Here is a 23261-nt window from a genome sequence, read left to right on the forward strand (position 1 = left end):
GGTCCCGCCCCGCAAACGGCGGTGCCGCCCGCACGATGCCGGAACTTCGTGGGGCGGCATTTCCGGGTCGGCGTCAGTCCTCGAAGGAAAGCTTCGGCGGGGTGGTGCGGAAGCCCTTGGTGCGGATGGCCAAAAAGCCTATTCCTGCCGCGAACCACATCAGTCCCACCACGAGGCTGACGCCGGAAAGCGAGGTCCACAACCAAATGGTCAGCGCGAATCCCACCAGGGGCATGAGCAGGTAGAGCAACACCGAGCGGGCACCGCGCGACTTCGCATCCATGAAGAAGGTCTTGATGACCGAAAGGTTCACCATGGAGAACGCAACCAGGGCCCCGAAGCTGACCACCGAGGCCGCAGTCTCCAAGCTGACGAAGAGGTAGGTCAGCGACACCGCGGAGACTACGAGGGTGGCATAGACGGGGGTGGAAAAACGGCGGTTGAGCATGCCCATGCGGCGCGGCAGCAATCCGTCGCGGCCCATGGAGTACAGGATTCGGGTCACGCTGGCCTGCGAGGCCATGGCCGAACCAAATGACCCCACCACGTAGACCGCCACGAAAATCGCGGTGAGCACCGAACCGCCGACCCCTGCCATGAGCTCGACGCCCGCGGCATCCGGGTCGGCGAAGGTGGTGTGGTCCGGGTGGATCAATGCCCCGGCCCAGCCAACGACGATGAAGATCAGACCGCCGGCCAAGGTGGTGAGCACGATCGCGGCGGGAATCGTCTTGCCGGGATTCCTCGCATCCTCCGACAAGGTCGAAATAGCATCGAATCCCAGGAACGAGAGCGAGAGGATGGCAGCGCCGGAGAAGATTGGGCCCAGGCCGTCGGCGCCAAAGGAGAACGGTGCCAACAGGCTTGGGGCATCGGCGTTGAGGACCTGGTTGAGCACCAGGGCCACGAAGACGCCGATCATGAGCACCGAGGAGGCGACCACCGTGGCGCTGAGCCGGCCGATGAACTTGATGCCGATGATGTTCAGGCCCAGCACCAGCACGAGGGACACCAGCGAGAACGCCCAGGCGGGAACCGCGGGGAATTGCGTGTTGAGGTAGATCCCGATGAGCAGGAAATTGATCATCGGGATGAACAAGTAGTCGAGCATCAGGGTCCAGCCGGTGGCAAAGCCGACAGTTCCGCCGAAGGCCTGCTGGGTGTAGGCGTAGGCGGATCCGGCTTGGGGCACGGCCCGGGACATCTGGGCATAACTGAAGGCGGTGAAAAGCATGGTCACCAGCCCCACGATGTAGGCGGCCGGCAGATGTCCGTTGGTCACCCCGGTCACCACGCCGTAGGTGGTGAACACCGTCACGGGTGCCATGTAGGTCAGTCCGAAGAGCACCAGGAAGGGAATGCCCAGGACCCGCTTGAGCTCGGTGGGACGGGAGCCGTGGATGCTGCCGACTGCAGGGACGTGGGCCGAGACCTTGGTGTTCATCGTGTTCCTTCCAATATTCGATCGGGTGCTGCCAAATAGGTGGGGTTGCCTGCGAGCCAGGTGCCAAGGACCTTCACGCCGGCCACGTCGTGTTCCGCGCTGGAGCGCGGATCGCTCTCCAGCCAGACCAGGTCCGCGATCTGCCCCGCTGCCAGGGTTCCGCGTTCGTGGTCGGCAAAGGCCTGGTAGGCCACCTGGGTGCTGTAGGAGTCCAGGGCATCGACAACGCAGTAGGGGGCCCCGGCCAGCGGAGGAACGTCGGGGTCGGCCAGCCCTGTGCGGGTCACTGCCGTGCCGATGCCCAGCATCGGGTGGTGGTGTGTGACGGGCCAGTCGCTGCCAAAGGACACCTTGACGCCCGAGGCGGCGACCTCGCCGATCTGGAACTGCCGTGACGCGCGTTCGGCTCCAAGCCGCGGGAAGGTCAGTTCGGTCATGACGGTGTCCCGCTGGGCCCACAGCGGCTCGAAGTTCGCGATGACGCCCAGTTCCCTGAACCGTGGCAGGTCGGTGGGGGAGATGGACTGCAGGTGGGCCATGACCGGTCGGCGGTCGCGTGGGCCGTTGGCGGCAACGACCGCCGCAATGGTGTCCAGTCCCTGACGCACGGCGGCGTCTCCGATGGCGTGCAGGTGCAACTGGAAACCCATGGCATCCACGGCGATCGCCGCATCAATGAGTGAGTGGTCTTCCCAATTGGGCAGGCCGCGGCTGCCGGGGCAGTCCGCATAGGCATCGATCATGTGGGCCGTGTGCGATTCAACGATCCCGTCCAGGAAGAACTTGATGGTGTTTGCGCTGAGCAGTTCCCCACCGGCGGCGACCACGCGGTCCCTGGCTGCGGCAAATTCGGGCAGTTGCCGTGCCCAGCGCAACGGGTCCGCGCGGAAGGCAAGGTTCACCCGGGTGTGCAACGCCCCCTGTCGTGCGGCGGCGAGGTAGGCGTCGAGGGATTCCGTTTCCACCCATGCGTCTTGCACCCAGCTGACACCGGCCCGGGCAAATGCCGAGGTGGCCCTGGTGAGGGCCGAGACCAAGGTGTCCTGGCCGTGTGCGGGAACATGGGCGGCAACCAGGTCGATGGCGCCGGGTTCGCACAGCGTCCCCAGGGGGGACCCGTCCGGGCGACGGATGATACGGCCGAGCTCGGGCTCTGGCGTCTCCGAGGTGACCCCGGAAATTTCCAGTGCCCGGGAATTGACCCATACCGTGTGGTAGTCCCAGGCGCGCAAGAGTACGGGGCGGTCGGAAACGACGCTGTCGAGCCATCGGGCATCGAAGCATCCGTCTTCGGACAATGTTGCGTCGTAGCTGGCACCGACGATCCATTCGTCCCCGGGGTGCTCGTCCGCCCAGCGTGCGACCGCGGCCAGGATTTCGTCGAGGTCCGTGCAGTGGCGGATCTGGGGACCGACGTCCTCGAGCCCGGCAAAGAGGGGGTGGGCGTGGCCGTCGCCGAAGGCGGGCCCCAGGTAGCCGCCGCGCAGGTCATGGAGGACATCGGCGATCGATGCCAGGTCCCCGGCGGCCGGTCCGATGGCGGTGATGATTCCGTCGGTGACCGCCACGGCGGTCGTTTGCCCCGCAGGGGCACCGGCAACCGAGCCCGAATGAAAGACTGTCAAGGTCAAGGGGTACAGCTCCCAACTAAATTTAATAAGATTAAATAAACTGTCGCCTACCTTATCTGTGGGCGGAGTCACACGCAAGGGGTTTTGGTGGATTCGTCAGAAGTTCGTCGCGCCGGTCGGCCGCGCACCTCGGTGCTCGACCGCGAAAGGATCCTCGTCGCGGCCCTTAGGCTGCTCAATTCAGTGGGGCCGGAGAAGTTCTCCATGGCAGCGCTCGCCGGCGAGCTTGGGGTCAAGCCGCCCGCGCTCTACCACCACGTCAAGAACAAGCAGGCGCTGTTGGTGGGGATGCGCGAGGTGGTCAATGAGAGCATTGATGTCAGTGGTTTCGGAAACTTGTCCTGGCGCGAAGCCGTGGAGCGCTGGGCCCGGTCCTACCGGGCCGCGTTCTCCGCACACCCAAATGCCATTGCCCTGTTGGCCACCGAGCCCATCACAGGGGCGACTCGAACCTTGGCCATGTATGAATGCGTAGTGCAGGGATTCCTTGCCGCCGGCTGGGAGGCGTCCGCAGTTATGGGCGACATGGTGGCATTGGAGTCGTTCATCCTGGGGTCCGCGCTTGATGTGGTTGCCCCGGATGACATGTTCGATCCCGGCGAGGCCGCTGCGCAAACCCCGGGGCTGGCCGGAGTCCTCGCTGCGCAGTCTGCGCTTGAGGGCTCGCGCGCGGACCATTCATTTGAGGTCGGGCTGGCGATCATGATCGACGGTCTGGCCCGGCGCAATGGAGTAGGCATGTGAAGTTGGCATTGGCTTGGTCGATGCCCCATCGAATAGGATAGGTTTACCTTCCCTAATCCAAGAAAGTGGTAATTAGTGAGTACGCAGCGTTCAGCACGTCCGGTTCGGCCCCAGGTAGTCCTCGAGGTTTTGGCGAGCGAGCGACTGAGTCCCCACATGATGCGACTGACCTTCGGCGGGCCGGGGTTCGTGAACTTCCAGGACAAGGCCGTCTCCGACCGCTACGTCAAGATCCTTTTTGCCAAGCCGGAACTTGGTCTGGTGCCCCCGTTCGACCTCGACGCCTTGCGCGAGCAGCTGGCCCCGGAAGATTTTCCGGTTCGCCGCACCTACACCCTGCGCCACGTGGATCTTGGTGCCCAAACCGTGCAGATCGACTTCGTCATCCACGGTGATCAGGGACTGGCGGGCCCCTGGGCCCAAAATGCCAAGATCGGTGACCTGATCTGCTTCACCAGTCCCGGCGGACTCTACACGCCAGACCCGGCATTTGACCGCCATCTGCTGATCGGGGATGAGACCGCTCTTCCGGCGATTTCCGCGGCCGTCGAGGACATGACCCCGGACATGGTGGGGGACATCTACCTTGAGGTAATTGGCCCCGAGGATGAGGTGCAGTTGGACGTTCCTGCAGGGGTCAACGTCCACTGGCTGCACCGCGGCGGCTACTTCACTCCGGAAAGCACACGGCTCGAGGCAGTGGTGCGTGATGCGCCCTGGCGCGAGGGAACCATCCAGGTCTTTGCCCATGGCGAGCGTGAAACCATGAAGTCGTTGCGTGCCTACCTCAATGGCGAACGCGGCGTGGACCGCAGGGCCATGTCCCTGTCCGCCTACTGGGCCTACGGGCGTGCCGAGGACGAGTTCCAGGCAGAGAAGAAGTCGCCCATCGGACAGATCTTTCCCGAGGCGCTAAGCGCGTAGCCCGGTTGCGAACCGGGGCCACTCAGGTCCCCTGGCCACCCGGCCTGGAGAGGGCGGGCGGCAGTGGGGCCCCCGGGTCCGAGGCCCAAAGATGGACCATGGCGTAGGACCGGTATGGTGCCCATGATTCCGCCAACCTGGATGCCTCGCGTTCGGTGATCCGGTTCAACGCCCTGCGGGCGACAAGGTCACCGGGTACGAAGGCATCCGGATCGCTGCGACCGCGCATCTGAAGGTAATCGGCCGTCCAGGGGCCGACGCCGCGCAACGCCAGAAGCTCGGCGCGGTCCAGCGGGATGCCGGCGGCACCGGAAAAATCCTTGGCGGCGAAACTTTCCGCCATGGCGAACAAGGTGGCAGCACGGGACTTGGTGAGCCCAATGGTCTCTCGCAAGATGTCGACGCCCTGCGCAACCACCGCCTCGGGTGTCGGGAAGATGCGCAGGCCGCCTGGCCCGTCGCTTCCGTAGGCGCCCACGAATCGCCCGCCAAAGGTCCTGCCCGCCGCCAGTGATACCTGCTGGCCAAGAATCGTGGTGGCCGCTGCCTCGAAGCCATTGAGGTATCCGACCAGGCGCAACCATGGCCGGGCCCGGACCAGGGGGCCGAGCAGGGCGTCCCGGTCGAAGTGACCTTGCATGCGCGCGAGGTCCGAATCCAGATCCAGCCAGGCGCGCACGATGCCTTCGAGCTGGCCGAGGTCATGCGCGCTCGCCTCGGCGCAGGTAAGTTGCACGCCATCCTCGGCAAATTCCAGCTCGACGGTCCTCGGGCCAGAAGCAATCGACACCACTCGGGTGTGCCGAAGTGCGCGCGGCTCGTGGATATCGAGGGTAGGGATCGAATGAATGCCCAGCGTGCGCAACATGTGGGCGGGGTCCAACGGGCCGTTGGACTCCAGAAAGCGCGAGCTCATGCCGGCCAGATGCCCGAGGTGCCGCGACGGTGCGAGCCCACCAGGTGGGTGTCCACGATGCCCAGTGCCTCCATGAGCGCGAACATGGTCGTGGGCCCCACGAAGGCGAAGCCGCGCTTTTTCAGCGCCTTGGACAGGGCCACGGATTCGGGGCTGGTGGTGGGGATGTCCTCCAGTGCGTTGGGAGCCGGGGTGGAATCGGGCTGGAACGACCAAATGAACTCGGCCAGGCCGCCGTCCTCGCGCAGCGCGATCGTGGCCTTCGCGTTCTTGATGGTCGCCAGGATCTTGGCGCGGTTGCGGATGATCCCGGCGTTGCCCAGCAGCTCTTCGACCTTCGCATCGCCGAATCGCTCGATGACCTCGGGGTCGAACCCGGAGAAGGCCTCGCGGAAATTTTCTCGCTTGCGCAATATGGTTGCCCAGGACAGTCCTGCCTGGAAGGCCTCGAGGCTCAGCCGTTCAAAGACGCCATGCTCGTCACGCACCGGCATTCCCCACTCGGTGTCGTAGTACGTGCGCATCATCGGGTCCGTTGCCGCCCAGGACGGTCGGGCAAGACTGTCTTCTCCAATGATTATTCCGGTGCTCATGTTCCAATCCTGCCACGGCTGTTCTCCGTTGGCTTTATCGCCACAAATCGCTATCATCGTAATATGACGATGCTAGACCGAGCGGACCATGGACGCCAGAACGCCCTCGAGGGCCATGCCGCGGCGGCGGCCCTTTTCCATGGACTGGCCGATCCCACGAGACTGATGATCCTGGCGCACCTGCGGACCGGGGAGCACAAGGTCAAGGAACTCACCGAGCACCTGGGCCTGGCCCAGAGCACTGTCAGCGCCCACCTTTCCTGCCTCCGTGACTGCGGACTGGTGACCTCGCGGGCACAGGGCCGCGCCAGCTTGTTCTCGCTGGCAAACCCGCAGTTGTTGCAGAAGCTTCTGGGGGACGCGAACCACTACATCGGCATCAGCGACGGCCATGAACTCGAAACGCACGACTTCACCGCGGTCCATGGTCCCTCGCCGGTACCGGAAGGAGCGCGCCCATGAGCCACGACCACGACCATGGTTCGGCAACGACCAACCGGAAGAAACTTGCATGGGCATTTGGCATCACCGCGACCATCCTCATCGCCGAGGTTGTCGGTGCGTTCATCACCAACTCGTTGGCCCTGCTCGTTGACGCCGTCCACATGCTCACCGATTCCACCGGCCTGCTGCTGGCATTGACCGCGGCAACGCTGGTCATGCGGAAGCCCACCGCAAAGCGCACCTGGGGCTTTCGCCGGGCGGAGGTGCTTTCCGCGACCCTCCAATCGGCCCTGCTGCTCGGCGTGGGCGTCTACGCGCTGGTCGACGGCATCCGCCGTCTCTTCGAGCCGACGGAGATAGCCGGGGGCGGCTTGCTCGTTTTCGGCATCATCGGCCTGCTTGGCAATGTTGCCTCGATGCTGATCCTGGCCTCCGGCAAGGACGACAACCTGAATATGCGTGCAGCCTTCCTGGAGGTCGTCAACGACGCATTGGGATCCGTTGCCGTGATCATCTCGGCGATCGTCATTTCCGCGACGGGCTGGATGCAGGCGGACTCGATTGCCGCCATGCTGATAGCCGCCCTGATCATCCCGCGCGCACTGAAATTGCTGGGGGAGACCACCCACATCCTGCTGGAATCCACGCCCAGGGGGCTTGACCTCGAAGACGTCCGTGCCCACCTGGTCGCGCACCCGCTGGTGTTGGCTGTCCACGACCTGCACGCCAGCCAGATTGCCACGAACCTGCCGATCCTCTCCGCCCACGTCGTGGTGGAAGACGAGGCGTTCCACACCGGTGCCGCGGCCACCCTTCTTGGCGAATTGCAGTCGTGCGTGGCCGAGCACTTCGAGGTGAGCATCGAGCATTCGACCTTCCAGATCGAGTCACACAGGCACCAGGCCCCGGAGCACGAGGGGCACGACTAGCGGATTCGCACCTGACCCGCGTGAGGAGATTTACGGCACCGGCGACGCGCCCGTGGTCCAGTTCTTGAAACTGGACCACGGGCGCTTTGTTTTGTCCGCCCCTCGCCCGAGTGTCCACGGATAAGAATCCTCGGATCGGTTTTGCCTCATGGTCGGGTGGTTGTGCGCACCCGTTGAATTTTACCTTCGGAAATGAAGTTTATATCCCCATTCGCATTGCTGGGAAGGCCGGTGCGGTTGGTTTTTGCATGCAGGAAGTTGAGTATTCCGCCCCGAAGTGAATGATCTTTGAGGTGAAAGGGCCATATATGGCCGTAGATGTCAGTTTGGCCCGCTGTGGAAACTTGTCGGAGGGCTTGCGCTCTAAATCATTCACGGATACAGTTTTTATTTACCAGAGGCCGCGTGATGTACATCACAAGGGTGCGTGGCTCTGTTCACTCGACCAAACCACCGAAATCCAACTAGGAGACGTCGTGTCCATAGAGTCACGTAAAGTACCTGAGGCCTCATCGCATGTGCATGACGAGGACGCCGCCCACCTGGCATCTCTCGGCTACGAGTATGAAGCCCAGTTCAAGCGAGAGATGACGTTCTGGGGGAACGTCTCGCTGGGGTTCACTTACTTATCGCCCGTGGTGGGAATCTATTCGCTCTTTGCGATCGCATTGGGCACCGCGGGGCCCCCGATGTTTTGGTCGTTGCTCATAGTTGGAGCCGGGCAGATGTTCGTCGCCATGGTCTTTGGTGAAATCGTGTCAAACTACCCGGTCGCCGGCGGGGTCTACCCGTGGTCGCGACGCCTGTGGGGCCGCAAGTGGGGCTGGATGAATGGCTGGGTTTACCTTGTCGCGCTTCTGACGACGATCGCCTCCGTGGCATACGGCGCAGGCCCGTACCTTGCGGCCTTCCTCGGAATGGAAAGCAGCGTCGACGCGACCATCCTCGCCGCGCTGGTCATTATCGCGCTGGCAACTTGCCTCAACCTCCTCGGCACCGGCGTACTGAACAAGGTCGCCATGCTCGGCCTGATCGCGGAACTCGGTGGTGCAGTTGTCGTGGGCCTCTGGTTGATTATCGGCCACCGCAATCATGACCTGGGCGTGCTCTTTGAGACCTTCGGCGCCGGTGAGGGTTCCGACTACTTCGTGGCCTTCGCAGCAGCCGGATTGATAGGTATCTTCCAGTACTACGGCTTTGAGGCCTGCGGCGACGTGGCGGAAGAAGTCCCGAACCCCGGTCGCACCATTCCCAAGGCCATGCGCATGACCATTTACATAGGGGGAGCGGCGGCGATGTTCGTCTGTCTCTCGCTCATCCTCGCCGTCCCCGACTTCGGGGCAGTGATTTCAGGTGCCGACTCCGACCCGCTCGTGGGAGTCCTGATGGCGGCATTCGGCCCTGTTGGTTACAAAGTCGTGCTCGGGGTGGTGCTGGTTTCCTTCGTCTCGTGCGTCTTGAGCCTCCAGGCTGCTGCGAGCCGCCTGACCTACTCCATGGCCCGCGACGGAATCCTGCCATTCAGTTCCCTGCTCAGCCGATTCAGCGATCGCCGCCACGTACCGCCGTACGCGCTGCTGATCGCCGGTGTGTTTCCCGCGCTGGTCGTGATCGGTTCCAAGATTTCCGAAGATGCACTGGTCGCCATCATCTCCTTCGCGGCCATGGGAATGTACCTGGGCTTCCAAATGGTCGTGCTGGCCTCACTGCGGGCCAGGCTCAAGGGCTGGAAGCCGGCAGGCAAGTACCAGCTAGGTCGCTGGGGCATTCCGGTCAATGTGATGGCACTCCTGTGGGGGGTCTTGGGCATGATCAACATGGCCTGGCCACGGACACCGGAAGCCGGATGGTTCGCCAACTACATCGTCTTGATTTCCTCAATCTTCGTCCTGGGAATCGGAGGACTCTATCTTGCGCTTCGCAAACCCCACCTCAAGGGGAACGCTCCCGCCGCGGATGCCTGTAGCGCTCTCGAAACTGTCGGCGGAAGCTAAAAACGCGAAGCCACTATCAGCCGATGGGCGACCGCCCAAGAAGACCAGTACCACCACGAAAGGATCGCACCATGAGTGTCGAAACCGCCCCGAACCAACTCAACGTCCCTTATCTCGACATCTCGGATCCGAGCTTCGCTATGCAGTCCGAAGAGCTCCGCAACGCCCGCGAGGCCAGCTGGTATGCAAAGACCAACTACGGCATCGCCGTGTTGCGCTACGAGGAAGTCAGCAAGCTGCTCAAGAGCCCCAAGCTCATCCAGGGCAGTGCCAAGTGGCCCGCCCACAACGGAGTGCATGGCGGACTATTCTTTGACTGGTGGACCAAGAACCTGCTCGTATTGGAGGGAGAAGACCACCACCGGATCCGGCGTCTCCTCAACCCGGCCTTTTCCCCGCGGCTGATCAAGGACCTGGTTCCACGCTTTCAGGCGCTGGCGAACGAACTTATTGACGAATTCATCGACAGTGGCTCCTGCGAGTTCATCGGAGACTTTGCGGAACCGTACGCCACTCGCGTGCTGACCATCTTGCTGGGCATACCGGAAAGCGAATGGCCGACCATTGCCCGGCTTGCCTCCACCATTGGACTGGCACTTGGCGTCACCTTCAAGCAGGACCTGGACAAGGTCGACGCGGCGGTGGCCGAGCTGTATGACTACGCCGAAGACCTCATCAAGGACCGCCAAGCAAATCCGGGCGAGGACTTTGTCTCCCGGCTGGTCCTGGCCAGCCGGGATGGCGACAAGCTCAACGACGAGGAATTGCGCAACGCGCTGGTGCTGCTGATTTTCGGCGGCATGGACACCACCCGCAACCAGTTAGGGCTTGCCATGCAATCCTTCATGCGGAACCCGGAGCAGTGGGAACTGTTGTCGGCGCGGCCTGAGCTCGGCGCCAAGGCCGTCGAAGAGGTCATGCGCATCAACCCAACCGTCACCTGGGTAACCCGCGAGGCAGTTGAGGACTTCACCTATCAGGGACTGGAGATTGCCGCCGGCACCACCGTGCACCTTTTCACCCAAGCTTCCGGCACCGATCCTCTCGCATTCCCCAACCCTGAACTGGACCTGCTTGGTGAACACCCCGCCCACTACGGGTTCGGCGGTGGAGTGCACCACTGCCTCGGCCACTTCGTGGCCCGCGCCGACATGAGCGAGGCACTTCCGCTTTTGGCCGGCCGCCTGGGCAATCCGCACCTGACCGGAGGGGACGAATGGCTGCCCGACTCGGGCAACACCGGTCCGATTCGGCTACCCATCGGTTTCACCAAGCGCATCTAGGCCCCGCCTGCCTTTCCACATCACCGCCAGCACCAAGGAAACGAGCTTCACCATGTCACAGATCACCGTCGACCGTAAACTATGCGACAACCACGGCCAGTGTGCCATCGCCGCCCCGAAAGTCTTCTCGATGAACGACGAAGGAGTCCTTGAATTCGAGGAAATCTTCGACGATGCATTGCTTGACGAAGTCGAGGAAGCCATCGACGTGTGTCCGGTCCAAGCCATCTTCGTGAAGGACTAGCCATGGGCCAGCGGATCATCGTCGCCGGGGCTTCGCTCGGGGGACTACGCGCCGCCGAACAGCTGCGGGCAACCGGCTGGGAGGGCGAAATCCTGGTCATCGGGGAGGAAAACCATCCCCCCTACAACCGGCCACCGCTCTCCAAGGAGGTCCTGGCCGCACCCGGAACCCCGAAAGAGGTACTTTCCAAGCTGGCCTTCCGGCCCCGGCGCAGTGCCACCGGAATCCAGTGGCGCTTGGGAACCCGCATCACTGCTTCCAACCTCGCCGGCCGTACCATCACCCTTGACGACGGGGAGGAAATCAGTTTCGACGGGTTGGTGATTGCCACGGGGCTGCGTCCGGCGCGGGTTGCGGTCCCCGGTCCCCTGGACGGGCGTCACGTCTTGCGCAGCATCGACGATGCCCTGGCCCTGCACACGGTGCTGTTGCCAGGAACCCGGGTCGGGGTCATCGGCTCGGGGTTCATCGGATGCGAAAGCGCGGCCACCGCGGCCTCGCTGGGCTGCGCGGTGACCCTCGTGGAGGGACGCACCGGCCCCATGGAGCGACCTCTGGGTTCGGCACTTTCCGCCGGGGTGCGGGAGATGCTCTCGCGCCGCGGTGTGGACTGCCGGGAGGCGGTCTCCGTAGTCGCCTACAGGGGCGATGGATCCTGCACCGGGATCGAGCTTTCCGATGGCCGCACGGTGTCTGCAGAGGTGATCATCGAGGCCGTGGGATCCCATGCCAATGTCGAATGGCTGCAGGGAAACGGACTGGACCTCGGCGACGGCGTGGAATGCGACGGGCACCTGCGCGTCCTGGCCGCCGACGGGCAACCGGTGCCATGCGTTGTCGCCATTGGTGACATTGCCCGTTACCCCGATGTCCGTAACGGGCTTCCCGCCCGGCGAGTGGAGCACTGGGCGACGCCCACCGACACCGCCAAGATTGCTGCCCCTGCGCTGGTCGCCGGGATCGCCGGCCGGACGCCGGCAGAGGCCCCAGCCCCGCTTCCGTCTTTCTGGACCGACATCTTCGGCACCCGGATCAACGGAGTCGGTTCCCCTGCCGACGCCGAGGAAACCCGAATCCTCGAGGGCGACCCCGGCAAGCCCCAGGAGGGGGTCGCGGTGGGCTACTACCGCGGGAACACGCTCATAGGCGTCGTCAATGCCGGCCTGCCAGCCTCGCGGCACTTGCATTACCGCCAGCTGGTGCTCGACGCCGGCGCACTAGTCACCAACTAAGACTTCCAGTAGAAACGAGTTGAGTCCCATGACCTTGCAAGCACTGAGAACCGAATCCGACGCCACGCTGGACCGTGAAGCCTTTTCCCGGCACCAGGCCCGCAACCTCGCACTCGAGGTCGTCAAGGACCTTGCGGCGAAGATCGAGGCCGCCGGGGTCGAGTACATCTATTACGCGCTGCCCACCATCGGATCGCGCGTCGTGGCCAAGATGGTTCCCGCCAACCACTTCCGCCGCAACCTGGAAAAGGGAATCTGTTTCCACCGCACGGCGCTCTCCGACCTGCAAAACGACCGTCATGGAAACTTGATCGGCGGCGGCATCGAGGCCCGCGAGTTCTGGGCCCTGCCGGAGCCAGAATCCTTTGTGGTGCTCCCCTGGGACACCTCGGTCGCCCGAATCTTCTGCACCGCCTATGAGCCCCCGCACCTGCCGGAGGTCGGCGGCCGTCCGCTGGCCATCGACACGCGTTCACTCTTGGCCCGGACCCACGCCGCGTTCACTGAACGCACCGGATTCGAAGTGCGCTCGGGCACCGAACCGGAAATGACCTGGGAAGGACCCGGCCTCGAGGTCGTCAAGCGGCCCGGCTCCAGCCCCGCCTACCAGGTCGAGAATCTCGAGCGCATGCGCCCGATCTACAAGAAGCTTGTCACCTACTCCAAGGCCATGGGCCTGGACATGATCGAGGGCGACTACGAGGACGACGGGCAGCTCGAACTGAACTGGATGTACGACCGCGTGGAGAACACCGCGGACCGGCTGGTCACGTACCGACAGATCTGCAAGCAGGTAGCCCGCGAATTCGGGGTCACCGCCTCCTTCATGCCCAAGCCCTACAACGGCCAGATGGGCAATGGCTGCCACCACAACCTCAGCCTCTGGGACGGGGACACCAACGTCATCGAGGACGCTGGACGTCTGGAACTGCACGTTTCGGAGACCGCCCGGCACGCCATTGGCGGCATGCTGGCCCACGCCCAGGGATCCATGGCCGTGATGGCCTCCACCGTGAACTCCTACAAACGGTTCTGGGACGCCGGGCAATTCGCGCCTTCCACTGCCAACTGGGGCCTTGACTCGCGCGGCTGCCTAATCCGCATCTCCGCCAACGGCCGGATGGAGTACAGGGTTCCGGACGCAGCGGTGAACCCCTATTTGTCCCACACGTTGCTGATCGCCTCGATGGAGGACGGGATCAACCGCAAGCTTGAACCGGGCGCTCCCGACGAGGCCTGCGACAGCGCGCCGGCGCTCGGCGCCCAGTTGCCACTGACCCTCGGCGATGCCATCGGGGCGTTCGTCTCGGACACCTACCTGACCTCGCAGCTGCCGGCGGACCTGGTTTCGATCTACACCAAGCTCAAAGAAGAGGAATGGGCCCGCTACTGCGGCTCGATCACCGAATGGGACCGCGAAATGTACTGGGAGACGATGCCGTAATGACAACGCTCAAACTGGCCTGCATCGACGCGGTCGCACCCCCACTCTTTTCGTTGATCGATGACAACGGCCAGCGCACCGGCTACGAGCCGGCCGCCGCCGAGCTTGTTGCCTCGCGCATGGGCAGGAACATCGAGTGGGTCGTCATGGGATGGGACGAGATGCTGCCCTCGGTGCGCGACCACCAGGTGGATGCGGTGTGGTGCGGACAGGGCATCATTCCCGAACGCCAGGCCATCGTGGATTTCACCCGCCCGTATGCGGTCTTCGATGAAACGGTACTGGTGCGCAAGGACGACCCTGCACGAACCCCGGCTGACCTGGCCGGGTATCGGGTGGCCGCCATCGACGGCAGCGCCAACATGGCATTGGCACGAACCTTCGAAGGGGCGATCCTCGTTCCCTTCAGCGGGGACACCGTTTACGAAGACATGCTGGCGGCGGTCGCCGACTCGAGCGTCGATGCCATGGTCGATGACGACGTGGTGCTGGTGCCGCTGGGGGACGACCCGCGCTACGACGTGGCCTTCACCGTGGCAACCCGCAACCCGTGGGGGATCGGGGTCGCCAAGGACAACCTTTTCCTGCGCGAGGAACTCAACGTGGCCCTGGCTGCCGTGATTGCCGACGGCAGCCTGCGCGAGGTGTGGGACACCTGGATGCCAACGCTCGACTTTCCCTTGGGCCACAGCATCGAGGCAATCGCGGGCAGCCGGGCATGACGGGGGGTCCAGGGCCCGCCCGACGCCCGCTGATAGGCGTCCCGGGCATGTGGTCGGCCAAGGTGCAGGGCATGCGCTTCGCGGGGGCTGCAGTGGCCGTGGCCGTGCTGGCCGGCATTGACCGGGCCGGAGGTGAACCCGTTGTCCTGTTTCCAGGCAGCAGCGAGTCGGCGGCCGACCAGCTCGCCCGGCTGGACGGAGTGGTCATAGCCGGCGGGGCCGACGTCGACCCGCGTCGCTATGGAAGTGAGCCGGACGAGCACTATTGGCCGGCCGACTACCCGGGACAGGACGACTACGAAGCCGGCCTCCTGCAGGCCTGCCTCGAATCAGGAATCCCGACCCTGGCCATCTGCCGGGGCATGCAATTACTTAATGTCGTCCACGGCGGAACGCTTGTGGGCCATTTGGCGCCCGGCGAGATCCAGCACCGCGGCGCCCAGCACCCGGTAACCTGCGAGCCCGGCACGCTCCTTGCCTCGGTCTTGGGGCATGCCCCCGTGTGTACCTCCTCGTACCACCACCAGTCGGTCGACCGCATCGGAGCGGGGCTGCGGGTTGCCGCCACGGCACCGGACGGAGTCATTGAGGCATTGGAGCTTCCGGACGCTTCGCTGCTGGCCGTCCAATGGCATCCCGAGGACCTGGCCGAGGCCTCGGCCACCGACCACGCACTATTCAGCTGGGTCGTCGAGGCAGCCGGGACCTTCCGTGCCGCGGCGTCCTCGCGCGAGCAGACGAACACCTTGGAGGTTTTGGGTTTATGAGTACCGATCCACGAGAAGACCGGGTATTGACCCTGGAAGAAGTCATCCCGGAAGGGTTCGACTTGCTTCCCCCGGATGCTCCACTGGTGGCAGTGGTGGTCTCATTGACTTTCCCCGGCATGGTTGGCGAAAGCCACAGGATCATGCGCGACTTCACTCGCAGTGCCTTCGACCAATTGCTGGAAAGCGGGGCCCGCGCTATCTTGATCGACAGCTCCGCGGCGGATCCTCGGGCGGCGCTGGCCGCCGAGGAAGCGGACGCTGTGCTGTTTCTCGGCGGCGGTGACGTGGACGGGTCGCTGTACGAACTTCAGGGCCCGATCCCCAAGGCCTACGGTGTGGACCGCACTGCCGATGAATTCTGCATCGCCCTGATCCACCGGACCCTGGAGAAGGACCAACCGCTGCTTGCCATCTGCCGGGGATCCCAGCTCTTGAACGTGGCTCTCGGCGGGACATTGGTGCCGGACATCGTTCCCTCGACCTTGCACCAGGGTCAATCCGGCCAGCCGATGTTCCTCGACGAAGGGGTGACTCTTGCCGAGGGCAGCAAGATCCGCGGGATCCTGGGCCGTGGGCGAGTCACCGTGCGTTCCGGTCATCACCAGGCCGTGGACCGCGTGGCCGCGGACTTGATCGTCAGCGCCGTGGCCGACGACGGGATCGTGGAGGGCACCGAACACCCCGGGAAAACATGGGCCGTGGCCGTTCAATGGCATCCGGAAGACCGCGACGGATCAGCGGAGGACCGCCGCGCGATCTTCGGCGCCCTGGTGGATCAGGGCATCCTGCGTCGCCGGCAAGTCGCGCAGCTCGCGCAGTGGGCCTGACTGGCGTGGCGGGTCGAAATGTCTTCGACCCGCCACGAAGCTAGGCGGGAACCAACAGGGACAAACCCAGGTGGGGGACTTCCAAGGGCACGATCCGGCTTTCGCTGGGCGTGGCCTTGATCCTTTCCCCCACCAGGTAGGCACCGGAGTTGCCGATGATGACCCGATCGCTGGAGTTCAAAAGGGCCGCATGGCCGGGGATCGAACGCAAGGTGGGAAGAAAAATGTCTTCCAGTGCCCGCACCGTCACGTCATAGCCGGCAACACCCGCAAATTCCCCATGGATTTCGAACGGGGCGGTGTGCGTGAGGATGTACTCGTCCGATCCCAGGTAATCGACGTACGGTCCCCAGATCGTTACTTCGCCGGTTCTCTCCGCGGCGCTGAAAAAGGGAAGATGCTCATAGTCGTAGAACCTCTCCCCGCCCGGATCAAGGTCAAATACCAACTTTTCGGCCCCGTTGGGTCCAGGGGTCCACCATTCGAGGACGCCTTGTCCCGCGCTCATCCGAGCCGAGTAAAAAGTTGCCCCGGACCCAACGGCGTACGGATGCCGCTGCAGGAAATCGGAGGCCAGGGTCTTCAGGCCGGCCAGATCGTCCTTGGTGACAAGTGCGCTCGGGGCTACTTCTCGTGTGAGCAGTTCGGTAACTGCGGCGGCCATAGCGTAGGTAGCCGTCGACGCCTCGTTAAACCAGCTGGAAATGTTTCCCAAGGCTGCAACTGTTGGTTGGGGGAGGCTCATGGGGTTTCCTTCACGTCTGTTGCATAGCTCAGGGCCAACTTCGTATCAATGAGATGGTGCGTGCTGCGCCGGATATGGTCGATCACCAATTGTTGCCCTTGTTGGCTGTGATTTTCGGACACTGCACGCACCAGCGCGAGATGTTCCGCGGTGGCCCGCTCCGCATCAAACTCATCGACCAACGGAGACCAGAGAACCTCCACCGTTTCGGCCTGCAACCGGATTTCGGCGTTCGCCAATCTGGTGGATTGGGCAGTCACCGCCAATTCAATGTGAAAGCGACTGTCGGCACGTGCCCGCGCCTGGGCGTTTTCGGCCAAGACCAATGAGCGGGCCATATCCTGCAGTCTCTCCAATTCATGCGGCTCGGCCCGGTCGCAGGCCAGGCGGACGGTGGCGGCGGCTATGGCCGACTGTTCGTCTCCGAGATCCCGGATCTCGGCAATCGATGTGGCCATTAGCCACTTGCGCATGGCATCGAGCTGGAATTGCGGTTGCTTCAGAATGAATGTCCCGCCGCTGCGACCGCGTCTGGTCTCGACGATACCTTGGTCGCGCAAGACAGCCAGGGCGTCACGCAGGGTTGCCGCGGCCACGCCGAACATCTCAGACATCTCGATCTCGTTGGGCAGGCGTTCCCCCACGCGCAGCATGCCGAGCGTGATGGCCTTGGAAATGCGGTTGACGATGGCATCGGAACGTTCCAGATCTGGCAAGGAGCGATAGATCTGCGACTGGAAAGACATGTTCAAGGCCAAACCGGGTACTCCAAGCCAAACAAACGGAAATTCAGGCCAGTCTATCGGCTAGATCCGGTGAACCGTGGAACGCGAGTCCCCAGATGGAGAAGAAAACCGGATTGACGCGCACCGAGATGGAAAGCAAGCAAAGCGGGGCGAACTTCAACAATTCGTCCCCGGGTGCGTAGCCCGTCATTCGAGGCCCGGAGCATGGATGTCGAGGTCCGCATGGAGGACCCGGACAGGGAGTCGGATCTGTATGGGGATGTCCGGCATGCCTGCGACGGGGAGCACGCCGTGGAACACGTTCCTGGATCCGGTGGTTGCGGAATGCGCGATATTACCTCTTTAGCAATGGCTCCTGGCTGGATGCATCTGCCGCGCTCCGCCTTCCCCTGGCCATCGACACCAAGGCCCATCCGATCACTGCCGCAATAAACCCGCCGGCGGTGTTGGTGATGATGTCTGTGATGTCCGAGGCGCGATTGTTGCGCAGCGCCAGCTGGGTGGCTTCAACGCAGATCGACATGCCCAACACCAGCAGGGTGGTCTTCAGTACCGCAAACCGACGCCAACAGAAGGCCAACATCATGCCCAGCGGGGCAAAGAGGCCGAGGTTCGCCAGCAGCTCCACGCCCAGGGAGCGCTCCCGGTGCGCCAGGAACGGAATCCAGTTGAAGGTGCCGGCCGGGATCGAAGGATCCGGCGTCGGAGCGGCGGGAAACACCGCCACGGCCAGGCCAACGGCCCACACGGGAATGGCCACGAGCAGCACGTGGCGCTGGGCGCGGGAATTGCCACCGGAAGCGAACCAAAGAAGGACGGCCAGCAGGGCGATGCTTGCGGCAAGGCCCAGCACGACAAGCAGCGCAACGGTGGGGACGGCGAAATAGAGCATAGACATAGGATCGTATCGGCGTAGCCTGTGAGCCCGCTGTCTCATACCCGGGTATGAGCCAAGCGGTGGATAAAAGGGTCCCCTAGGATGATCCAAAACCATACAGTGGCCACATAACGTGGAACCATGACCATTACTGCACCACACACCAGCACCGATTTCGCTGTCCACGCGACGGGCCTGACCAAGATCTATGGCGAGGGAACCACCCGCGTCGAGGCGCTGCGAGGCGTCGACGTCTCCTTCGCCCGCGGCAAGTTCACCGCCATCATGGGCCCCTCGGGATCCGGAAAGTCCACGCTCATGCATTGCCTGGCCGGCCTGGATGATGCCAGCGGCGGGCAGATCTTCATCGGCGGGACGGACATCTCCAAGCTGAATGACGATGCACTGACCAAGATGCGCCGCGAAAAGGTCGGCTTCGTTTTCCAGTCCTTCAACCTGGTTCCCACGCTCACCGCGGAAGCCAACATCCTGCTGCCGCTGGCACTGGCCGGCAAGAAACACGACAAGGAATGGCTGCAGAGAATCGTCACCACCCTTGGACTGACCGACCGCCTGAACCACAAGCCCCACGAGCTCTCCGGCGGCCAGCAGCAGCGCGTGGCCGTGGCCCGCGCCCTGCTCACCCGCCCCGAGGTCGTCTTCGGGGACGAACCGACCGGCAACCTTGACTCGCGCACCGGCGCCGAGGTGCTCTCGCTGCTGCGTTCCTCCACCCGCGAGATGGGCCAGACCATCATCATGGTCACCCACGACGCCGTGGCCGCCTCCTACGCCGACACCGTGTTGTTGATGAAGGACGGCGAACTGGTGGGCCAGCTCGAGGCCCCGACCGTCGAATCCGTGACCCAGGCGCTTTCCGGGCTGGGTGCATAGCCTTGCTGCAGCTAGCACTAGCCAACCTCAAGACCTATTCCCGGCGATTCATCGCGGTCACCCTGGCGGTCATGATCGGCACGGCCTTCCTGGCCGCCACCCTCATGGTCAACGCCTCGGCCACCGAAACGCTGAAGAACAGCCTCGGGTCCTCGTACGCAAATGCCGACCTCGTGGTCTCCGGAGACTACTCCGCAGCTTATGACGCGGCCACCGCCGACGGCGGCGACGCAGAACCGAAGGAATCCTCATACCAGCTCGGCGCCGCGGCGCTGGAAGCCATCGAAAAGGTGGACGGCGTGTCCGCCGTCCACGGCGCCAGCGAGGTGGGAGTCAGCGTCCGCGCCGGAAGCAAGGACTACTACGCGTCGGTGAACACCGCGGCCAAGGATCCGGCGTTGAGCAACACCGTGTTGGAATCCGGGGCACTGCCCACCGGCGGCGAACAGGCCGCAGTCGATTCCACCTACGCCAAGGAATACAACATCTCCATCGGCGATGTCCTGGATCTGGGCGCCGTGACCTCCGATGAGAAGCAGGTCAACCGCCAGGTCAAGATCACCGGAACCACCGCGAGCTCCAACGACCCGATGTCCGGTTCCGTCATGAACCTGACCGTCAGCGGCTCGCTGCTGAATGCACTGGGCGGGGACGCGCCAACGGTCTACAACCAGATCGTGCTGAAAGTCAACGACCCGGCGGCCCTCGCCGGAACCAAGGATTCGATCGCTTCCGCGCTGAAGGGCACCGGCCTGGAATTTGTCCAGGTGCTGACCCCCGATGAGCAGATCGTCAAGGACGTGGCCAGCTTCTCCGGCGGAAGCGACCAGCTCACCATCGTGCTCTTGGTCTTCGCGCTCATCGCCCTGGTGGTCACCGGGCTGGTGGTCATGAACACCTTCGCCGTGCTCATCGCCCAGCGCACGCGTGAACTTGCCCTGATGCGCACCCTGGGTGCCGTGCGCTCGCAGATCCGCTCATCCGTGCTCGTCGAAGCCCTCGTGATTGGCGTGCTGGCCTCGGCCGGCGGCGTGCTGCTGGCCGTGGGCATCATGGCGACACTGATCGCAATCCTCTCGAGCACCGTGGAGGAAATGTCCTTCGTGACGCTGGCCGTGAGCCCGGTCTCGATCATTGTTCCGATGCTTGCGGGCACGGTCATCACCCTGGTTGCGGCCTGGGTCCCGGCAGGCAAGGCCATGTCAGTCTCCCCGCTGGCGGCCTTGCGTCCGGCGGAGGACGTCGCCGTGGGGAACAAGGCCGGCAAGCTGCGCATCATCTTCGGCTTCCTGCTGGTGCTCGCCGGTGCGGCGGCCCTGGCCTATGGTGCCATCCAGGGCGACATCCTGATTGCCTTCGGCGGCGGGCTGCTTTCCTTCCCCGGCGTGTTGATGCTTGGCTCCCTCTTCCTGCCCAAGGCCGTTTCGGCCATCGGCGCCCTGACCTCCGGCGGAACCGTGCCGGGCAAGCTGGCCAGCCTGAATGCCGTCCGCAACCCGGGGCGCACCACGGCAACGGCCACCGCCCTGCTCATCGGCGTCACCTTGGTCTCGATGATGATGGTTGGCGCCCAGACCGCCAAGTCGTCGCTGGGCGATGCCCTGGGCAGCGAGTTCCTGGTGGACGTGGTGGTTGACGACTACCAAACCGTTTCCTTCACCGACGAGGAACTGGAGAAGGTCAGGGCCCTCAACGGGGTCCAGGCACTTTCCGCGCTCACCTACGTGGGGGACTCCGCCAATGGCCAGCCGATCCTGGCCGCCGATCCTGAAACCCTGAAATCTGTGCTCAACAGTGACAAGCAGGTACCGGGCAACGGCGAGGTCCTGGTCGGCTCGAACAACGAGGGCGACACCATGGAAGCCAGCTCCTTCACCGGCGGATCCGGCGAGTTGAAGATGCTGATCAGCGAAAGCAGCGACATGGGGGCCGTCATCACCTGGGAGACGGCAGGCTCGGTGCTGGGCATCGACCGGGCCGCTGCGGCAAAGGGCGAAATGGCCCGCACGCAGCTGTGGGTCAAGACCGACGACTCGCTGGATGCGGCAGCCCTTCGCACGCTCTCCACGGACATGGCCGGTGCGCTGGGCGTGGAGGAATTCGCGATCGGCGGCGGCGTCATGATGAAGCAGATGTTCAACACCGTCATCGACATGCTGCTGATGATCGTCTCCGGCCTGCTGGCCGTGGCGGTGCTGATCGCCCTGATCGGCGTGGCCAACACGTTGAGCCTCTCGGTGCTCGAGCGGACGCGGGAAAATTCGCTGCTGCGTGCCCTGGGCCTGACCCGCCGGCAGCTGAAGTCGATGCTGGCCACCGAGGCCGTGCTGATTGGCGGCGTCGCCGCACTGATCGGCGTGGTGCTTGGGTCCGTCTACGGGCTGCTCGGGGCCCAGTCGGTCATGGGGGCCTTCGGCGCCATGAGCATCTCGATCCCGTGGCTCCAGCTGGTCGCGGTCATCGCCGTCAGCGTGGTGGCGGCACTTGCCGCTTCCATCGTCCCGGCCCGCCGGGCCGCCAAGCTGGCCCCGGTGCAGGGGCTCGCCAGCGAGTAACGGCTGGGGGACGGCTGGTTCCCCTGGAGGGCAGGGCACTTCACCGCGAAGCGCCCTGCCCTCGGCCGTTCCCCGGCAGAAGGGAGCCGGGCGTACTGGCACCGGTGGGCCCGGGCCCTGGGGGCCAGGCCTGCCGCGCGACGGCTACCGCCCCACGCACCCGCAATCCCGCGAAAAACGGCCGCCCACTGGACTATTCCCCGCCTGTACCGCGGTCCCGCTCGAGGTCGAGCAGGACCTTCTTGGCCTCCAGGCCGCCCAGGTACCCGCCGAGGGACCCGTCGCTGCGCAGCACGCGGTGGCAGGGGACCACGATCGGCAGCGGGTTGGTGGCGCACGCGGTGCCCACCGCACGCACCGCCGCCGGGCGGCCGGTGGTTGCGGCCAGTTCCTTGTAGCTCACGGTGTGCCCGTACCCGATCGAGGGCAGGGCGAGCTGGACCTCCAGGCGGTAGCCGCTGGACAGCCGGTGGTCCAGGGACAGCTCGAAGCCCCGGCGCGCATGTCCGAAGTATTCATCGAGTTGGGCCGCCGCCGCATCCAGCGGTGCGGCTCGGTGCAGCACGCGCACCCCGACCTTCTCGGCCAGGGTTCCGAGCACCGCATCGAAGTCCTCGGCGGCGAAGGCGACGCGCACGATGCCGCGCTCGGTGGCGGCAAGCAGCAACTGGCCCAGCGGGGAGTCCACCAGCCGGTAGGAAACATCGATCAGCCCCTCGGCGGCGGCCCGCTCGGCCAGTTGCTGCCGCAGGACATCCATTTCGTGCATGGCAAGTTCGCTCATGATTCTTCCTCCGCTTCGTGGTGTTGGCTGCGCAGGGCCTTGATGCCGTCCGCGGCGGCCCGGCGCAGCGAGGCGGGATTGCCGCCCAGGAACGCCGGGATCTCCTCATAGGGGAACCCGAGCAGGTAGTGGTAGCCGATGACCTTGCGTTGCAGCTCGCTCAGCGAGGCGAGGGAATCCAGCAGCTGCAGCCCTCCCAGGCCCGCCGGCAGCACCGCGGATTCCGGGAGCTCGTCCAGGGGGACGGGGTGGTTGGCGCGCAGGATGTCGATGGCCTTGTGCCGGGCGATGGTGATCAGCCACGCCTCGATGTTGGCGCCGATGGCCAGGGACGGGTAGGCGCGCAGGGCCGCCAGGAACGTTTCGCTCCAGGCATCCTGCGCATCGGGTCCCGGGCCCAGCAGGGCGGTGCACATGCGCAGCACCGAGGTGCCGTGCCTGCGCACCACCAGCTCGAAGGCGGGGTTCGTTGTCATCTCCACACCCTGTAAACGCCCCGGCGCACCATTTTGTGAGGTG

At 64.3% G+C, this 23261-nt stretch carries 23 protein-coding genes; 14 read left to right on the forward strand and 9 right to left on the reverse strand.

The window, feature by feature from the left end:
* Positions 1 to 73 precede the first annotated feature (73 nt).
* Positions 74 to 1444 (reverse strand): APC family permease, encoded by a 1371-nt coding sequence (locus tag KRR55_RS07445; protein ID WP_217388445.1) that lies wholly within the window; start codon positions 1442 to 1444, stop codon positions 74 to 76.
* Positions 1441 to 3069: an amidohydrolase gene (locus KRR55_RS07450; RefSeq protein WP_336245059.1), complete on the reverse strand. Its 1629-nt coding sequence runs from the start codon at positions 3067 to 3069 to the stop codon at positions 1441 to 1443. Before KRR55_RS07450 ends, KRR55_RS07445 begins: the two co-directional genes overlap by 4 nt.
* A 93-nt stretch (positions 3070 to 3162) precedes the next feature.
* Between KRR55_RS07450 and KRR55_RS07455 the strand changes: the two genes are divergently transcribed.
* Complete coding sequence (locus tag KRR55_RS07455; RefSeq protein WP_336245060.1) at positions 3163 to 3819, forward strand: TetR/AcrR family transcriptional regulator C-terminal domain-containing protein; 657 nt, start codon at positions 3163 to 3165, stop codon at positions 3817 to 3819.
* Positions 3820 to 3894: 75 nt separating this feature from the next.
* Positions 3895 to 4743 (forward strand): siderophore-interacting protein, encoded by an 849-nt coding sequence (locus KRR55_RS07460; protein WP_336245061.1) that lies wholly within the window; start codon positions 3895 to 3897, stop codon positions 4741 to 4743.
* 22 nt (positions 4744 to 4765) lie between these two features.
* On the opposite strand, the gene KRR55_RS07465 is transcribed toward KRR55_RS07460, so the two are convergent.
* Both KRR55_RS07465 and KRR55_RS07470 read right to left on the reverse strand, forming a co-directional pair.
* Positions 4766 to 5659 carry a DNA-3-methyladenine glycosylase family protein gene (locus KRR55_RS07465; protein WP_217388449.1) on the reverse strand — a complete coding sequence of 298 codons (894 nt, stop codon included), beginning with the start codon at positions 5657 to 5659 and terminating at the stop codon, positions 4766 to 4768.
* Positions 5656 to 6252: a DNA-3-methyladenine glycosylase I gene (locus KRR55_RS07470; RefSeq protein WP_217388450.1), complete on the reverse strand. Its 597-nt coding sequence runs from the start codon at positions 6250 to 6252 to the stop codon at positions 5656 to 5658. Before KRR55_RS07470 ends, KRR55_RS07465 begins: the two co-directional genes overlap by 4 nt.
* A 63-nt stretch (positions 6253 to 6315) precedes the next feature.
* On the opposite strand from KRR55_RS07470, the gene KRR55_RS07475 reads away from it, so the two are divergent.
* The 10 genes from KRR55_RS07475 to KRR55_RS07520 all read left to right on the forward strand — a co-directional run bounded on the left by KRR55_RS07475 (position 6316) and on the right by KRR55_RS07520 (position 16141).
* On the forward strand, positions 6316 to 6714 hold the full coding sequence (locus tag KRR55_RS07475; RefSeq protein ID WP_217388451.1) for an ArsR/SmtB family transcription factor: 399 nt from the start codon (positions 6316 to 6318) through the stop codon (positions 6712 to 6714).
* Positions 6711 to 7625: a cation diffusion facilitator family transporter gene (locus KRR55_RS07480; protein ID WP_217388452.1), complete on the forward strand. Its 915-nt coding sequence runs from the start codon at positions 6711 to 6713 to the stop codon at positions 7623 to 7625. Before KRR55_RS07475 ends, KRR55_RS07480 begins: the two co-directional genes overlap by 4 nt.
* A 476-nt stretch (positions 7626 to 8101) precedes the next feature.
* Complete coding sequence (locus KRR55_RS07485) at positions 8102 to 9619, forward strand: APC family permease (protein WP_217388453.1); 1518 nt, start codon at positions 8102 to 8104, stop codon at positions 9617 to 9619.
* A 71-nt stretch (positions 9620 to 9690) separates the two neighbouring features.
* The gene (locus tag KRR55_RS07490) at positions 9691 to 10902 is read left to right on the forward strand and encodes a cytochrome P450 (RefSeq protein WP_217388454.1); all 1212 of its coding nucleotides are present in this window, start codon (positions 9691 to 9693) and stop codon (positions 10900 to 10902) included.
* Between the two features lie 52 nt (positions 10903 to 10954).
* The gene (locus KRR55_RS07495) at positions 10955 to 11146 is read left to right on the forward strand and encodes a ferredoxin (protein WP_217388455.1); all 192 of its coding nucleotides are present in this window, start codon (positions 10955 to 10957) and stop codon (positions 11144 to 11146) included.
* 2 nt (positions 11147 to 11148) lie between these two features.
* On the forward strand, positions 11149 to 12378 hold the full coding sequence (locus KRR55_RS07500) for an NAD(P)/FAD-dependent oxidoreductase (RefSeq protein ID WP_217388456.1): 1230 nt from the start codon (positions 11149 to 11151) through the stop codon (positions 12376 to 12378).
* A gap of 28 nt (positions 12379 to 12406) precedes the next feature.
* Positions 12407 to 13822 (forward strand): glutamine synthetase family protein, encoded by a 1416-nt coding sequence (locus KRR55_RS07505; RefSeq protein ID WP_217388457.1) that lies wholly within the window; start codon positions 12407 to 12409, stop codon positions 13820 to 13822.
* A complete protein-coding gene (locus KRR55_RS07510) occupies positions 13822 to 14544 on the forward strand; it encodes an ABC transporter substrate-binding protein (protein ID WP_217388458.1) in 723 nt (240 codons plus the stop codon). The genes KRR55_RS07505 and KRR55_RS07510 overlap by 1 nt, the downstream gene beginning before the upstream one ends.
* Positions 14541 to 15311, forward strand: a complete 771-nt coding sequence (locus KRR55_RS07515; protein ID WP_217388459.1) for a gamma-glutamyl-gamma-aminobutyrate hydrolase family protein — start codon at positions 14541 to 14543, stop codon at positions 15309 to 15311. The genes KRR55_RS07510 and KRR55_RS07515 overlap by 4 nt, the downstream gene beginning before the upstream one ends.
* A complete protein-coding gene (locus KRR55_RS07520; protein ID WP_217388460.1) occupies positions 15308 to 16141 on the forward strand; it encodes a gamma-glutamyl-gamma-aminobutyrate hydrolase family protein in 834 nt (277 codons plus the stop codon). Before KRR55_RS07515 ends, KRR55_RS07520 begins: the two co-directional genes overlap by 4 nt.
* 40 nt (positions 16142 to 16181) lie before the next feature.
* Here the strand turns inward: KRR55_RS07520 and KRR55_RS07525 are convergent, their stop codons facing one another.
* From KRR55_RS07525 to KRR55_RS07535, 3 genes are all read right to left on the reverse strand, one after another.
* On the reverse strand, positions 16182 to 16886 hold the full coding sequence (locus KRR55_RS07525) for a cache domain-containing protein (RefSeq protein WP_217388461.1): 705 nt from the start codon (positions 16884 to 16886) through the stop codon (positions 16182 to 16184).
* Positions 16883 to 17632, reverse strand: coding sequence for a FadR/GntR family transcriptional regulator (locus KRR55_RS07530; RefSeq protein ID WP_217388462.1), 750 nt, complete (start codon positions 17630 to 17632; stop codon positions 16883 to 16885). Before KRR55_RS07530 ends, KRR55_RS07525 begins: the two co-directional genes overlap by 4 nt.
* 334 nt (positions 17633 to 17966) lie before the next feature.
* Positions 17967 to 18524 (reverse strand): VanZ family protein, encoded by a 558-nt coding sequence (locus tag KRR55_RS07535; RefSeq protein WP_217388463.1) that lies wholly within the window; start codon positions 18522 to 18524, stop codon positions 17967 to 17969.
* 126 nt (positions 18525 to 18650) lie between these two features.
* Between KRR55_RS07535 and KRR55_RS07540 the strand changes: the two genes are divergently transcribed.
* Together KRR55_RS07540 and KRR55_RS07545 are read left to right on the forward strand one after the other, a co-directional pair.
* Positions 18651 to 19403, forward strand: a complete 753-nt coding sequence (locus tag KRR55_RS07540; protein ID WP_217388464.1) for an ABC transporter ATP-binding protein — start codon at positions 18651 to 18653, stop codon at positions 19401 to 19403.
* Between the two features lie 2 nt (positions 19404 to 19405).
* On the forward strand, positions 19406 to 21958 hold the full coding sequence (locus KRR55_RS07545) for an ABC transporter permease (RefSeq protein ID WP_217388465.1): 2553 nt from the start codon (positions 19406 to 19408) through the stop codon (positions 21956 to 21958).
* Between the two features lie 193 nt (positions 21959 to 22151).
* On the opposite strand, the gene KRR55_RS07550 is transcribed toward KRR55_RS07545, so the two are convergent.
* A complete protein-coding gene (locus KRR55_RS07550) occupies positions 22152 to 22742 on the reverse strand; it encodes a methylated-DNA--[protein]-cysteine S-methyltransferase (RefSeq protein ID WP_217388466.1) in 591 nt (196 codons plus the stop codon).
* Positions 22739 to 23218: an RNA polymerase sigma factor gene (locus KRR55_RS07555; protein ID WP_217388467.1), complete on the reverse strand. Its 480-nt coding sequence runs from the start codon at positions 23216 to 23218 to the stop codon at positions 22739 to 22741. Before KRR55_RS07555 ends, KRR55_RS07550 begins: the two co-directional genes overlap by 4 nt.
* Between the last annotated feature and the right edge of the window lie 43 nt (positions 23219 to 23261).

Origin of the sequence: Paeniglutamicibacter quisquiliarum (assembly GCF_019084045.1) — a bacterium.
Lineage (GTDB): Bacteria > Actinomycetota > Actinomycetes > Actinomycetales > Micrococcaceae > Paeniglutamicibacter > Paeniglutamicibacter quisquiliarum.